The sequence below is a fragment of the Cryobacterium sp. PH29-G1 genome (assembly GCF_030063365.1).
In the GTDB taxonomy this organism is placed as follows: domain Bacteria; phylum Actinomycetota; class Actinomycetes; order Actinomycetales; family Microbacteriaceae; genus Cryobacterium.
Genome location: NZ_JASISY010000016.1, coordinates 84,099 through 96,845, shown reverse-complemented (window position 1 = coordinate 96,845; position 12,747 = coordinate 84,099). Strand labels below are relative to the sequence as shown.

Genomic DNA, 12,747 nt, shown 5'->3' with positions numbered 1-12,747 from the left:
CATCCGGAACGATTCTGTGCACGACCCACCACACCGGCACCCGCCGGCGTCGTCGGAATCAATCATCTTCCCGACAGAAGCGTCAAAAACTAACTCCGGTGACTCCACACAGCTTGACATCGCGCGGCAGGGGAAGAGCGCGCAGCGAGAGGCCAGAGGCCAGAGGCCAGCGGCCAGAGGCCAGCGGCCAGAGGCCAGCGGCCAGCGGCCAGAGGCCAGAGGCCAGAGGCTAGAGGCTCGGCAGGGCCGACTCCTGCACCCAGCGGGTTACGAAGCCGGCGATCGCGCGGCTTCCGGTGTGCTCGGAGAAGAACTCCACGAAGTCGGGGGTGGAGACGTGGCCGTGCCGCCGGGCCGCGGTGTAAGCGCGCAGGGCCGCGAAGAAGGCGTCGTCACCGAGCGATTTGCGGATGGCGTGCAGCGCCAGCGCACCGCGCTTGTAGACGCGGTCATCGAACATGTCCTTTGGTCCGGGATCGCCCACCACAATGTCGCGCGGCAATGCCGCCACCTTGCTGCGGTGCAGCGCGGCGAGGGTGTCGGCGCTGCGTCCGCCGCGCTGCTCCTCCCAGAGCCATTCGGCGTAGCAGGCGAAGCCTTCCTGCAACCAGATGTCGTGCCAGCGAGCCACGGTGAGGCTGTTGCCGTACCACTGGTGCGCCAGTTCGTGGGCGATCAGCCGGTCACTGCCGTGCTCGCCGTCAACATGGTTGCTTCCGAACACGGCCAGGCCGTGCGCCTCGAGCGGAATCTCCAGCTCGTCCTCGGTGACCACCACCGAGTACGACGCAAACGGGTAGGGTCCGAACCGGTCGGTGAAGAACGCGATCATCTCGCTGAGGCGGGCAAAATCGGTGCCCACCCGGGTGGCCAGCTCGGCCGGAAAGAACAGGCTGTGCGCCACCGGAGCGGCCGCCAGGTCGCGGCGCCGGTAGCGACCGATCAGCACCGTGGCCAGGTAGGTGGCCATCGGTTCGCGCACATCGAAGGTGTACGAAGTGCGACCCGACCGGCTCGACCGCGCCGACAACACCCCGTTCGAGACCACCGTGTAGCCGGATTCGCAGGCGACCGTGATGCGATACGTGGCCTTGTTGCTCGGGTGATCGTTGCACGGAAACCACGACGGCGCCCCACACGGCTGCCCCGACACGAGCACGCCATCGTCGAGTTCTTCCCAGCCCACATCGCCCCAGGCACTACGCACCGGATGCGGCGCCCCGCGATAGCGCACCACCACCTCAAATTCCGCCCCGGCTTCAATGGTCGTGGCGAGGGTGATCACGAGTTTGCGAGCGCTGTGCGTGACCTTGGCCGGCCGCTGGCCGTTCACGGTGACCTTCTCCATGCTCAGCCCGGCAAAGTCCAGGCTGAACCGGTCGAGCCGCATCAGGGCCCGCATGGTGATGACCGCCGTGGCGTTCAACCGGTTGGTGGTGACCCGATAGTCCAGGTTGAGGTCGTAGTGCTCGGCGGTATAGCCGCCGTTACCGCCGGCCGCGTTATAAGGGTCCCCGGCGCTGGCCGAGCCGTAGGTGGTCTGCACAGTCTGAGGCACCGCTTAACTATTCCACGATTTTCACGACGAGGTTATTGGCCGGCCCACGGCGGCTGGTGCCACGGGGCGATCGGGTTGCCCGACCAGAGCGACCCGGTGGGCACCCGTTCGCCGCGCATTACCAGCGAGCCGGGCCCCACCGTGGCTCCCGCGTCGATGCGCGCCGCCGGCAGAATGACACCGTTCGGTCCGAGGGTGGCGCCGTCGGCGAGCACCACGGCATCTAACTGCATGATGCGGTCGTGAAACAGGTGCGTCTGCACCACACAGCCGCGGTTGACCGTGCTGCCCGCGCCCAGCTGCACGAGGTCGGCTTCGGGCAGCCAGTAGCTTTCGCACCAGACGCCGCGCCCCACCCGTGCGCCCAGGGTGCGCAGCCACACGGCGAGCGCCGGCGTGCCCGAGGCCTTCTCGGCAAACCAGGGCCGGGCCACCATCTCCACGAAGCTGTCCGACACCTCGTTGCGCCAAATGAACGACGACCAGAGCGGATGCTCCGACGCGTCAATGCGCCCCACCAAAGACCACTTGACCACCGTTGTCACCCCGGCCGCCACCGCACCGGCCACAAGCATCACCACGCCGGAGAGCGCGATCGCCGCGCCGAGGCCGAGCTGCAACCAGAGCAGATCGAGCAGCGCGAGCACGAGCAGGGCGATCCACGCGGTGGTGAAACCGGCCACGATGCGCAGGAGTTCCCACAGCGAGCGGGCGACCTTGAGCCGAACGGGAGGGTGGAAGGTGCGGGAGTCGTCGGCATCCGTTTGCCTGCGGCGCAGTCGCGCGGGCGGGTTGCCGAGCCAGCTCGAGCCGCGTTTGGCCTTGCGCGGGGTGGAGGAGAGCACCGCGACCAGACCGTTGCGCGGCACGGTACGGCCGGGGCCAGCCATGCCGCTGTTGCCCAGAAATGCCCGGCGGCCCACCTTGGCCGGGCCGATGTGCATCCAGCCGCCGCCGAGTTCGTAGCAGGCCACCATGGTGTCGTCGGCGAGAAATGCGGCCGGCGCGATGGTGGTGAGCGAGGGCAGCAGCAGCACGGTCGACGCCTCGACGTCGGCGCCCACCTTGGCCCCGAGCAGCCGCAGCCAGGTGGGGGTGAGCAGGCTCGCGTACACCGGAAACAACACGGTGCGGGCGCCGTCGAGAATGCGTTCGGTCATCCACACCTGCCAGCCGATGCGGCTGCGCACCGGGTAGTAGCCCTCGCGCAGGCCCACGCCGAGGGCGCGTACGGCCGCGATCACGAGCAGCGCATAGGCCAGGCCGCCGGCGATGACGGCCACCGGCATGATCAGGGCGGCGCGCAGCACGGCCACGCCGAGACTGTCGGTGTGACCCACCACGGCGCCCACGATGACCGCGCCGAGCAGCAGGGCCAGAGTGGGAATCATGGTCATGGCGACCGAGCCGGTGGCGAAGGCACTCAGCCAGCGACTGGCCCGCGGCGGGCGTTCGGCCGGCCACACCTGGCGGGTCGACCCCACTCGCCGGGCTGGAGAACCGGCCCAACGCTCCCCCGCCGGCACCCGCGACGACACCGCGGCACCGGGTTCAATCTCGGCGCCGTTGCCCACGTGGCAACCGCCGAGCAGGGTGCTGCGGCTGCCGATGCGGGCGTCGGCGCCCACGTGCACGTGGCCGATGCGCAGCACGTCGCCGTCGATCCAGTGCCCGGCCAGGTCTACCTCGGGCTCGACGGAGGCCTGCGCACCGATGCTGAGCATGCCGGTGACCGGCGGCAGCGAGTGCAGGTCAACGTCGGGGCCGATCTCGGCGCCGAGCGCGCGGGCGTAGTAGCTGATCCAGGGCGCGCCGGCCAGGCTCGCCGCGTCAACGAGCAGCGCAATCTGCTCGGCCAGCCACAACCGCAGGTGCACCGAGCCGCCGCGCGGATAGTTGCCGGGCACGACACCGCGCAGCAGCAGCCGGGCGGCCACGACGGCAATGAGCATTTTGCCCGGCGGGGTGACGAACACGGCAAACCCCAGCGCCACCCACCACCACGACAGCGTCGGCGCAAAGCTCGCGCCGGCCAGGCTCAGCAGGTTGTTGGCAATGGCCAGATAGACCAGCCAGCGGGCACCGCTGAGCACGTGCAGCGGAATGCCGAGCAGCGTCTGGGCGAGCTGGCTGCGCGCCGGCGTCGGCAGCACCGTGCGCAGCACCGGCGGGGTCACCGGCGTGCGGGCGTCGAGCTCGTCGGCGAGTGAGCCGATGCGCGGGTGGTCGTAGAGGTCGGCCACGGTGGTTTCGGGGTGCCGGGCGCGCACCGCCGACACAAACTGGGCCGCCGAGAGCGAGCCGCCGCCCTGGGCAAAGAAATCATCATCGGGCCCCGAGACCGGCACGCCCAAAATGGATGCCCACGCCTCGGCCAGCCACGCCGCCGTCGGCGTGAGGGTGGCCGCGCCCTCGGCCCCGTCCTCGGCCACGGCGGGCAGCGGCCAGGGCAGCGCGCCCCGGTCGACCTTGCCCGAGGTGCGGGTGGGCAGGCAATCGACGATGGCCAGCAGCGGCACCAGCGCGGCGGGCAGTTCTTCGCGCAGCCTGGCGATGGCGGCTTTACGGTCGAACGGCTGCGCCGGGTTCGTCAGGGCAATGTAGCCGACGAGCACGTGGTTGCCGGCCGGGGTGGTCTGTACCACGGCGGCGCCGCCGGCCACCTCGGAAAGAGCGTTGAGGGCGGCATCCACTTCGCCCAGCTCGATGCGGCGACCACCGAGTTTGACCTGGTCGTCGGCGCGGCCGGCGAAGACCAGACCGGCCGGGTCGAAGCGCACGAGGTCGCCGCTGCGGTAGGCGCGCGCCCAGCCGAGCTGCGGGTGCGGGGCATACTTCTCGGCGTCTTTTTCGGCGTCGAGGTAGCGGGCCAGGCCCACGCCGCCAATGATCAGTTCGCCGGTTTCGCCTGCGGCCACGCGCTCGCCTTGGGCGTCGACGACGGCGAGATTCCAGCCGTCGAGCGGCAAGCCGATGCGCATCTCTCCGATGCCGTCGACGAGGGCGCCGCAGGCCACGACGGTAGCCTCGGTGGGGCCGTAGGTGTTCCACACTTCGCGGCCACGGGTGTTGATGCGGGCCACCAGCTCGGGCGGGCAGGCCTCGCCGCCGAAGATGAGCAGGCGCACCGCTTCGAGCGATTCCTCGGGCCAGAGCGCGGCGAGGGTGGGCACGGTGGAGACCACGGTGATGCCGTGCTTGATGAGCCAGGGGCCGAGGTCGGCGCCGCTGCGCACGAGCGAGCGCGGGGCCGGTACCAGGCAGGCCCCGTTGCGCCAGGCCAGCCACATCTCTTCGCAGCTCGCGTCGAACGCCACCGAGAGCCCGGCCAGCACCCGGTCGTGAATGCCGATGGGCTCGTCGCGCAGAAACAGCTGGGCCTCGGCGTCGACGAAGGCCGCCGCCGAGCGGTGCGTGACGGCCACGCCCTTGGGCACCCCAGTGGAGCCCGAGGTGAAGATGACCCAGGCGTCATCGCCCGGGGCGGGAATGGTGGCGCCGGGAAAAACCAACGCCGGGTCGTCGTGGGCGGGCACCGGTCGAGCACGCAGCGCCTGCAGGTCGAGCTGCGCGCGCGGCGCGAACACGCTGTGCTCGCCGATGATGCCCACCACGTGCGCCTCGGCGAAGACCAGCCGGGCGCGTTCCTCGGGGTCGTCAGCGTCGACCGGCACGTAGGCGGCGCCCACGAACAGGGTGGCCAGAATTGACACGTAGAGGTCGCGGGTGCCCGAAGGAATGCGAATGCCCACGGTGTCGCCGCGGCGCACCCCGGCCAGGCTCAGCTCGTTGGCCTGCGCCTGCACCCGCCGCAGCAGGCCGCGGTAGCTGATGGTTCCGGCCGCGTCTTCGAGGGCGAGGGCATGCGGATGCTCGGCCGCGGTTTGCGCCAAAATGTCGGCCAGCGTGCGAGCCGGAGTAGCCAGGTGCCCCGCCGCCAGCACGCTCTGCGCGTGCGCCGTCTCGTCTACGTTGTGCTGCTGCTCACTCACACGACTCCCCATTCAGGTCGTGGCCGCCCGGCACGCCTACCAGCTCCCAGTCTAGAACTCGCCGGTTAAGCGCAGGTAAACAGCCCGAAGCGCACCACGCCTCTCGTTTCGTTGACGAACACCGTGACGGCCAAGTCGACGGGTGAAAGAGGCTGCATCTGGCCAGCATAGAGTTCTCCCCGAGTCTTCGACCGGGACGAACGGTCGAGCTCGTCGAGACCCGCCTCTACTCCCGCAGCACCCCGGCCTGCGCGCGGTACCACTCCACCGTCGACCGCAGCCCGTCTTCGAGCCCAATCGACGAGGTCCACCCGGCGTCGGCCAGCTTCGACACGTCGAGCAGCTTCTGCGGTGTGCCGTCGGGCTTGGACGTGTCCCACTCCGTTGTGCCCGTGAACCCGACCACCCGAGCAATGGTCTCCGCGATCTCGCGAATCGTCACATCCGACCCGGTACCCACGTTCACCTGCTCCGGCCCGTCATAGTGCTCCATCAGGTGCAAACAAGCGGATGCCATATCGTCCACGTGCAAAAACTCGCGTCGCGGCGTGCCGGTGCCCCAGTTCGTCACCGACGCAGCCCCAGAAGCCGCGGCTTCGTCGTAGCGTCGAATCAGCGCCGGCAGCACGTGCGAGCCCACCGGCGAGAAGTTGTCTCCCGGCCCATACAGATTGGTCGGCATTGCCGAGATCCACGCCAGCCCCAGCTGACGCCGCACGGCCTGCACCTGCAAAATGCCCGCGATCTTCGCGATCGCATAGGCGTCGTTGGTGGGCTCGAGATGCCCGGTGAGCAGCGAATCCTCCCGAATCGGCTGCTCGGCCAGCCGTGGGTAGATGCACGACGACCCGAGAAACAGCAGGCGTTCCACGCCGGCCGCCACGGCGGCATCGAGCACGTTCACCTGAATCTGCAGGTTCTCACTCAAAAAGTCGAGCGGATAGGTGTCGTTGGCCAAAATTCCGCCCACCTTGGCCGCGGCCAAGACCACGTAGCGTGGCTTGGTTTCGGCGAAGAACGCGAACACGGCCGCGCGATCCTTCAGGTCGAGCTCGGCCGAGGTGCGCCCGACCAGGTCGGTGAATCCTTCAGCCTCGAGCAGGCGCCAAATGGCCGATCCCACGAGGCCGCGGTGCCCGGCCACATAGAACGTTGACGTGCGGTCGAGAGGTGCCGGTACGAAGGTCACTGGGCGGCGACCAGCGCTGTGCCCCAGCTGGCGAGCTTGGGCTGGTCAATCCATTCGCCGCCGCGGTGCTTCAGCAGCTCAATGTCGGCGTCCACCATGATGCGCGCCAGTTCTGCGGTGTCGACCTCGGGAACCCAGCCCAGCACGTCAGCCGCCTTGGAGGCGTCGCCCACGAGAGCGTCAACCTCGGTGGGGCGCAGGTAGCGCTCATCGAAGCGCACGTGCTTCTCCCAGTCGAGGCCGGCGCGGGTGAACGAGGCTTCAACGAAGTCGCGCACGGTGAAGCTGCCGCCGGTCGCGAGCACGAAGTCTTCGGGCTCGTCGGCCTGCAGCATGCGCCACATGCCTTCCACGTATTCGGCGGCGTAGCCCCAGTCGCGAACGGAGTCGAGGTTGCCGAGGTACACGTGGTCTTGCTGGCCGGCCTGAATGGCGGCCACGGCGCGGGTGATCTTGCGCGTCACGAAGGTTTCACCGCGGCGCGGCGATTCGTGGTTGAACAGAATGCCGTTCACGGCAAACATGTCGTAGGCCTCGCGGTAGTTCTTGGTGATCCAGTAGCTGTAGACCTTCGCTGCGCCGTAGGGCGAGCGCGGGTAGAACGGGGTGTCTTCGTTCTGAGGCGGCGGGGTGGCGCCGAACATCTCCGAGCTCGACGCCTGGTAGAACCGGCACTGAATGCCGGCCATGCGCACGGCTTCAAGCAGGCGAATGGTGCCCATGCCCGTCGTATCCGCGGTGTGCTCGGGTTCGTCAAACGAGACGCGCACGTGCGACTGCGCGGCCAGGTTGTAAACCTCGTCGGGCTGAATCTTGGCAAGTAGGGTGACCAGTCGCGATCCGTCACTCAGGTCGCCGTAGTGCAGAAAGAGCTTCGCGCCCTCGTCGTGCGGGTCGACATAAAGGTGGTCGATGCGCGAGGTATTGAAAGTGGATGCCCGGCGAATCAGACCGTGCACCTCATACCCCTTGGCCAGCAGCAGCTCGGCCAAGTAGGAGCCGTCTTGCCCCGTGATACCTGTGATGAACGCGCGTTTTGCCATGACTCCCCCATTTTGATCAACTTGTATGATTCTAGACTCTTCGCTTTTGCAACAATTCCAAGAACAGACTGGAGAATTGATCAATAGCGGCTGCTTGACCTAACACGTCACGACGATATCGCAGCCCGTTTTCGGCGTACAAGGAGGCTTGCTGGGGATGGTCTCGCAATTCCATACACGCGTCGATGAGCAACTGTGGCTCACCTGATTGGATGACGAGGCCCCCCAAAGCCAAATTGATTTCTGCGGCCGTCACACCATGAGGATCGGTCGCTGCCAGAACGGGACGGCCGGCGCCAAAGTAAGACGTGAGCTTACTCGGCACCGACATCTCCGAAACTCCCGGCTTTTCGTTGACTAGAAGAATGTCAGCGCTAGCAAGAGCAGCCTGAAATAAGTCGTCGCCAAGCGAGTCTAGAAACTGCAGTCTTTCTATACCTTGAGCGTATTCTTCAAGTGCTTTCCTTTGGTTACCATTACCCAATAATACGAACCGGATCGGGAGTTTTTGCTCCTCTGCCAAGCGTGCTGCATCAACCACATTCTCAAGGCCCTGTTTTCCTCCCATGTTGCCAGCGTGAAGCACCACAGTCTCGTCGTGCGACCATCCGTGCCCAGCTCGAGCAGTCTTGATGTTCGGTTCAGGCGCAGCTGCGAGATGAGTCCAGTTGCGAATTACTTCGACTCGAGTTGGGTCAACCCCGAGCACATCAACAAGGTAAGTGGCAAACCGTGAGTGGATCACGACAACTTTGGTCGCCGACTTTAGCGTTTTTGATTCAACCCATTTCATCGCGAACTGAACCGCGATACCGCCCGCTCCCGTTTCCATGACCCCAAGGCTGTAAAGGTCTTGCACCCACACCACAACTGCCGGTTTCCTCAGACTGCACTTCGCCCGAAGCATCGCTATTGCTGTTGAGAACAGAGCCGGCGACACGAGCACAACAACATCGGCTGCGCCCCACCTAGCAAAAAGGAGACGTATCCCGAATGAGACTTCAGACAACAGCCGCATACTACTCGTGGGCATCCGAGGCAAAAAATGGCGCAGCCGCGTCACTTTAGCGCCACCAATCTCGTCTGTGCGTCGCCAGCGCCTGTAGCCGGCTCGAAAAACTCCATCGGGGTAGTGCGGTTGGCCGGTGAGAACGCGTACGTTGAAATTCTGATCTCTCAGCCCCTCCGTCAACGATCCTACGTACGGCGCATTCCCTGTGCTCTCCGGTGGGAAATGAAGGCTTAGGATTGAAATTAATGAATTGGGCCGCATTTTTCCAGACTATTGGATCATATGTAACCCAACACAAATCGGGGGCGGACTGTGCATGGCAAGCGAGCGAACGCCAAACAGGGATGACATCCCAGTAATTTCACTATCGGATGCTCCCGGAGAACGCGCAGCATGGGATCGTCCCAGGTCGGTCGTCTACCTCTGGGCTGTTGTCGAACTTCTTCTGGTGACCAATCCCTGGCAGATTAGTTCAATCGTGCGAGTGAAGGCCCTTCGAGCTTTCGGAGCCGAGATCGGCGATGGCGTGATCTTCCGTCCGCGCACTCGCGTAAAATTCCCGTGGAAACTTCATGTTGGGGACAATTCGTGGATCGGTGAAGGCGTATGGTTTCACAATCAAAATCATATTTACGTCGGGCACGACGTCGTCATCTCCCAGGAAACTTTTCTTACGACGGGTAGTCACGCACACAGGGCCGATATGAAGCTTCTCACCAAACCCATCGAAATTGATGCAGGCGCCTGGATCTCGTCCAGATGCGTAGTTCTCGGGGGCGTCAAGGTGGGACGGTCAGCGCTTGTAGGCCCGATGACAGTCATTGCCTCAGATATAAGTCCTAACACAATCGTTAAGCCGCGGCCATCCACTGAAACGGGGACGCGTTTTCGGTTCGGGCCTCCCGAGAAAGACACTCTATGCGAGTAATTCAAGTGGTGACGCTCATCTCGCCGGACGGGGCATATGGCGGGCCAGTCAGAGTAGCTGTCAACCAAGTACGAGCACTGCTCGATGCGGGCCACGATGCTGTTTTAGCCGCAGGTGCCGAGGGCTTCGGACCCGAGCTACCTACAACTTTTGACGGAGTCCCTGTGAAGTTGTTCCCGGCGAGGAGATTGATCAGCAGAACGGGGTTTGCGAGTCTCACTGCACCCGGTTTGCAGCGGTGGCTCCGAACGGAGCTCACTTCGACGGATGTTGTCCACGTCCATCTCGGACGAGACCTTGTCACGTTACCCTCAGCTGCGCTGGCAAGAAGGATGCGCGTACCATACGTACTACAAACGCACGGAATGGTCATGCCGTCGAAGAACCCCTTAGCTGGCCCATTGGATAGACTCCTGACTCGCAGAATACTGCGCTCTGCAAAGCGCGTCTTCTACCTCACACCTCGCGAACGCTTGGGGTTGATTGAAGTCGCGGGTGCTGGACTTCAAATTCTGGGCCTAAATAACGGAGTGCCGGTAGTCGCCCAGGTAACGCTAACCGAGGTGGAGATGCGGAAGAGGACTCAAGGTTTGGAGGTGCTATTTTTAGCTCGTTTGCACCCTAGAAAGCGACCACAGTCCTTTGCGCAAATGGCTCTGGCACTACGGAACGAGCATCCGACTGTCCGCTTCGCGATGGTGGGCCCGGACGAAGGAGAGGGGCAGGAGATCCGTCGGATACTTGAGGAGAGTAGTCGCGAGAGCCCGTCGGTGACGTGGGAAGGCGCTCTGTCGCCCGAAAAGACCACTGAAAGAATGTCACAATGCGACCTTTACGTACTCCCCTCAATCGACGAGCCTTACCCGATGTCCGTTCTAGAAGCCATGTCACTTGGGAAACCAGTAATCGTCACAGAATCATGTGGATTGGCTCCCATAGTAAAAGCGTACTCTGCGGGGTCGGTGGTGACCGAGGACCTCGACGCCCTGATCAAAGCAGTTGAAGCCTTCCTCCGGGACCCTCAGTCATTGGCAGCTGCCGGACAAAAAGCTAGGACTGCCTCCCTAAACGAATTCTCAATGAGCGCAGTGTTAGTTGCGCTAGTAAAGGAATACACAAGCGCGACTGCGACCCTCCCTCAAAACAGCAAGTAGTAACCCAGTTCGACAAATCAAACTGCCGAAAGATTGTTGTGTGGGACCTCGGTCTCCCGGTTCATACGGTACGGCCGATCTAAACAAGACATATCCAGCCTCGGGCGGCTCTGTCCTGACTTTGAGCACGTTAGTTCGAACGAGTATACTGTATCTCTGGCCCCGTCACCGGGCTGTTTCGCTGGCCGATATATGCTTCCTAGTCAAAAAGAATACCGTGACACTCTTATGTGGCTCTTCGCAATTGAGGGTGAAGTTGAGGTGCGCAGAACGGGCGCGTCGTTGGGCTGAAAGAGGTCGCGGCCTTCCCAAGATGGAAGTTCCAACACGACCCATCAGGAAGACCTCGACCTGTCCCAGGCTACTTTTGCGAACCCGGATTTGACCAACCTTTGCCGGCTGGATGAACTCGGCTTTCGCGCCTTCGGGCAGCACCTCGACAACGGTCGTGCGGTACTGGAGTGCCGCGTCGTCGAGCATGACGATTGGTGCCACCACTGTGGCTGCCAGGGGGCGCCACGAGACACGGTCATTCGTCGCCTCGCGCACGAACCGTTGGGGTGGCGGCCGACGACACTGCTCGTTCGGGTCCGCCGCTACCTGTGCACCGGGTGCGGGCGAACATGGCGGCAGGACACCGGGAAAGCGGCACCGCCGAGAGCAAAGATATCCCGCGGGGGCTGCGGTGCGCGTTGGCTGACATCGTCGTCAGCCACCTCTCCGTCAGCCGGGTCGCGGCTGGTCTCGGGGGCCTGGCACACCGCGAACAGCGCTGTGCTGGCCGACGGGAACGCGTGCTGATCAACGACCCGACACAGTTCGACAACCTCACGGTCATCGGCGTCGACGAGCATGTCTGGCGCCACACTCGCAAGGGCGACAAGTTCGTCACCGTGATCATCGACCTCACCCCGGTACGCACCAAAACCGGGCCATCCCGGCTGCTGGACATGGTTGAGGGCAGATCGAAGCAGGTGTTCAAGCAGTGGCTCGCTGATCGCCCACAGAAGTGGAAAGACCGCATCGACGTCGTCGCGATGGACGGCTTCACCGGCTACAAAACCGCCGCCAGCTAGGAAATCCCCGAGGCGGTTCCGGTGATGGATCCCTTTCACGTTCTGCGCCTCGCCGGCGACGCCTCGGACCGCTGCCGGCAACGAGTCCAACAACAGACACTCGGCCATCGCGGGAGATCCGCTCTATCGCGCCCGGCGGACCCTGCACACCGGTCGTGATCTGCTCACCGACAAGCAGCAAGACCGGCTGAACGCCCTGTTCGACAGCGACACGCACGTTGAGGTTCAGGCGACCTGGGGCATCTACCAGCGCATCGTCGCCGCCTACCGGACCAATGACAGGAAGACGGGAAAGGTCATGATGGAAGCGGTGATCGATGCGATCAGCCAAGACGTGCCGCCGCTCCTGACTGAGCGTTACCGACTCGGCCGGACCTTGAAACAGCGCGCCGCCGACATCCTCGACTTCTTCGACAGACCGGGATCCTCGAACGGACCGACCGAGTCCATCAACGGCCGACTCGAGCACCTTCGCGGTACGGCCTTGGGCTTTCGCAATCTGACGCACTACATCGCCCGGTCGCTCCTTGAAGCTGGCGGATTCCGACCCCTAATACACTCATGATTGCGAAGAGCCGGTTAATGCGGCGACAACGCCGCGATGGAGTCATTTTTCGCCTTGCTCCAGAAGAACGTCCTCGACCGGCAGCGGTGGTCAACCCGAGAAGAACTGCGGCTCGCGATGGTGGTCTGGATCGAGCGGACCTATCACCGCAAGCGCCGTCAACGCCGCCTCGGCAAGCTCACCCCGATCGAGTTTGAGACAATAAACATGGCCCTCAACGCCGCCTGAAA

Annotated in this window: 7 protein-coding genes and 2 pseudogenes; 3 read left to right on the top strand and 6 right to left on the bottom strand. The window is 64.3% G+C overall.

Annotation, left to right across the window (positions count from 1 at the left end):
- Positions 1–229: 229 nt before the first annotated feature.
- The 5 genes from QMK22_RS15990 to QMK22_RS15970 all read right to left on the bottom strand — a co-directional run bounded on the left by QMK22_RS15990 (position 230) and on the right by QMK22_RS15970 (position 9,055).
- Complete coding sequence (locus QMK22_RS15990) at positions 230–1,558, bottom strand: M1 family metallopeptidase (protein WP_283498641.1); 1,329 nt, start codon at positions 1,556–1,558, stop codon at positions 230–232.
- A 32-nt stretch (positions 1,559–1,590) separates the two neighbouring features.
- A complete protein-coding gene (locus QMK22_RS15985) occupies positions 1,591–5,550 on the bottom strand; it encodes a Pls/PosA family non-ribosomal peptide synthetase (protein ID WP_502857876.1) in 3,960 nt (1,319 codons plus the stop codon).
- 226 nt (positions 5,551–5,776) lie between these two features.
- Positions 5,777–6,739: a GDP-L-fucose synthase family protein gene (locus QMK22_RS15980; protein WP_283498640.1), complete on the bottom strand. Its 963-nt coding sequence runs from the start codon at positions 6,737–6,739 to the stop codon at positions 5,777–5,779.
- Positions 6,736–7,782: a GDP-mannose 4,6-dehydratase gene (gene gmd, locus QMK22_RS15975; RefSeq protein ID WP_283498639.1), complete on the bottom strand. Its 1,047-nt coding sequence runs from the start codon at positions 7,780–7,782 to the stop codon at positions 6,736–6,738. Before gmd ends, QMK22_RS15980 begins: the two co-directional genes overlap by 4 nt.
- A 31-nt stretch (positions 7,783–7,813) precedes the next feature.
- Positions 7,814–9,055 carry a glycosyltransferase family 4 protein gene (locus QMK22_RS15970; RefSeq protein ID WP_283498638.1) on the bottom strand — a complete coding sequence of 414 codons (1,242 nt, stop codon included), beginning with the start codon at positions 9,053–9,055 and terminating at the stop codon, positions 7,814–7,816.
- Positions 9,056–9,712: 657 nt separating this feature from the next.
- On the opposite strand from QMK22_RS15970, the gene QMK22_RS17635 reads away from it, so the two are divergent.
- Positions 9,713–10,876, top strand: coding sequence for a glycosyltransferase (locus QMK22_RS17635; protein ID WP_502857873.1), 1,164 nt, complete (start codon positions 9,713–9,715; stop codon positions 10,874–10,876).
- A gap of 165 nt (positions 10,877–11,041) precedes the next feature.
- On the opposite strand, the gene QMK22_RS15960 is transcribed toward QMK22_RS17635, so the two are convergent.
- Entirely contained in the window at positions 11,042–11,356 is a 315-nt protein-coding gene (locus tag QMK22_RS15960) for a hypothetical protein (RefSeq protein ID WP_283498647.1), read from the bottom strand.
- On the opposite strand from QMK22_RS15960, the pseudogene QMK22_RS15955 reads away from it, so the two are divergent.
- Both QMK22_RS15955 and QMK22_RS15950 read left to right on the top strand, forming a co-directional pair.
- Positions 11,258–12,517, top strand: a pseudogene (locus QMK22_RS15955) (ISL3 family transposase). The gene QMK22_RS15960 and the pseudogene QMK22_RS15955 overlap by 99 nt on opposite strands.
- An 18-nt stretch (positions 12,518–12,535) precedes the next feature.
- Positions 12,536–12,745, top strand: a pseudogene (locus tag QMK22_RS15950) (IS3 family transposase); the annotation flags it as partial.
- Positions 12,746–12,747 lie beyond the last annotated feature (2 nt).

What these genes read in the sequence shown, in the direction of transcription:
- gmd (WP_283498639.1), bottom strand. Translation starts at nt 7,782, where the DNA reads ATGGCAAAACGCGCGTTCATCACAGGTATCACGGGGCAAGACGGCTCC.
- QMK22_RS15970 (WP_283498638.1), bottom strand. Translation starts at nt 9,055, where the DNA reads ATGCGGCCCAATTCATTAATTTCAATCCTAAGCCTTCATTTCCCACCG.
- QMK22_RS17635 (WP_502857873.1), top strand. Translation starts at nt 9,713, where the DNA reads ATGCGAGTAATTCAAGTGGTGACGCTCATCTCGCCGGACGGGGCATAT.
- QMK22_RS15960 (WP_283498647.1), bottom strand. Translation starts at nt 11,356, where the DNA reads ATGCTCGACGACGCGGCACTCCAGTACCGCACGACCGTTGTCGAGGTG.